Annotated in this window: 1 protein-coding gene and 1 pseudogene; both read left to right on the forward strand. The window is 46.8% G+C overall.

Annotated features, from left to right (window positions below; translation table 11 throughout):
• Positions 1-328: transposase domain-containing protein (locus BW934_RS15310; RefSeq protein ID WP_234969863.1), on the forward strand; the 328-nt coding region annotated here is incomplete at its 5' end.
• Positions 329-1,193: 865 nt separating this feature from the next.
• Positions 1,194-1,333 (forward strand): annotated as a pseudogene (locus BW934_RS15615) ((2Fe-2S)-binding protein); the annotation flags it as partial.

Raw genomic sequence — 1,333 nt, forward strand, 5'->3', positions numbered from 1 at the left:
GAAGACGGTCGATATCGTCCCGAACGGGACAAAGCTGACCGATGTCACACAGTACACACAAACGGTGAATTTACACCTCTTGACGGGACACTACCGAGCGCGGGCGAGTGCCGTGACGTACAGCATCGTGGAGACAGCGAAGGAAAATGGACTGAATCCGACCGCGTATCTCAAGTATCTCTTCGAACGGATGCCGAACATGGACCTGACGGATGAGGTGAAAAGGGCTGGATCGGCGTCTGCGGCGCTCCACGAGAGACTGCGACTACATCCTGATTCGACGCCGCTGGTTGGGTCAAAGCTAACCCGCCGAAAAGGGCCAAAATGACTCCGGTGTTGACGCTCATCTGCCGTCACAGGCGCAGAAGCTAACTATCAGTGCCGCCAGATAGTTCTGTTCATGTCAACATTGCAAACCTCTTTGAGCCATCAATCCTGCTCAAGAGGAAAGGACACGCTAATACTACAACACAAGCACATAATTCCTTGTTCGACTGTATAGTGCGAGTCTGTATTCTCCCATTTTTTCAGGCAAACGCTATCTAATGCTTCTTTAGTATTTATTTTATCAAATTTATATTTAAATCTAACATTCAGGCATATATTTGACCAATTCTCTACTTCTAAAGGCTCGTTCCCTCTTTCTATTTCCCTATAAACTATGTTCTTGAGGTGTTTACATAGTAGCATCACTATCGCCTCCTTTAGCGAAGTTTAATGTTAATTAGAGTTGTGTAATTCGTTGAGCCTTTTGCAGAATTACGAGCCCTTGTGCGGCAAGGTTTGTCGAGCATAAAGATGGACTTCACCTCAGCTTGAAAGAAAGAAAATGGTATCGAGTAAACCATTTCTACGGGGGCGAAGTCCAACATGTATCTTTGACAAACATGGCTCTTTTCCTTCGACGAATGGATGGAAACAGATCCTTCGGAGCGGCGCGAGGGTTTTGATGTTAGGATCAAACTGCGGACAGGGCGAATCGAGAATGTAAATCGCTATGCCCGGTTGGGCACAAGAGGCGGATGAAAATGGCGGGCCTCTATTTTCTCATCAAAGGAAAATAAATGGAACAAGCGTTGAAGATCTACGGTGATTTTGTCGCGCTATCGTCTCTACCGCGAATGAGAGTGTAAAATGAACTGTGTAAACTCCCCGAACCCAGGAGTGGGAGTCTACAAGGGGAGTGAACGTACATGGAACTGATATCCAAGGAGCAAATCCGTCAACTCATTCGAGAAGGCAAGTTGAAGGATATTCACGACGTCCAAAGCATGCTCAAGGATCTTTTCGCGAGCACCGTCCAAGAAATGCTTGAAGCCGAATTGGACACGCA

Origin of the sequence: Alicyclobacillus vulcanalis (genome assembly GCF_900156755.1) — a bacterium.
Taxonomy (GTDB): Bacteria; Bacillota; Bacilli; order Alicyclobacillales; family Alicyclobacillaceae; genus Alicyclobacillus; species Alicyclobacillus vulcanalis.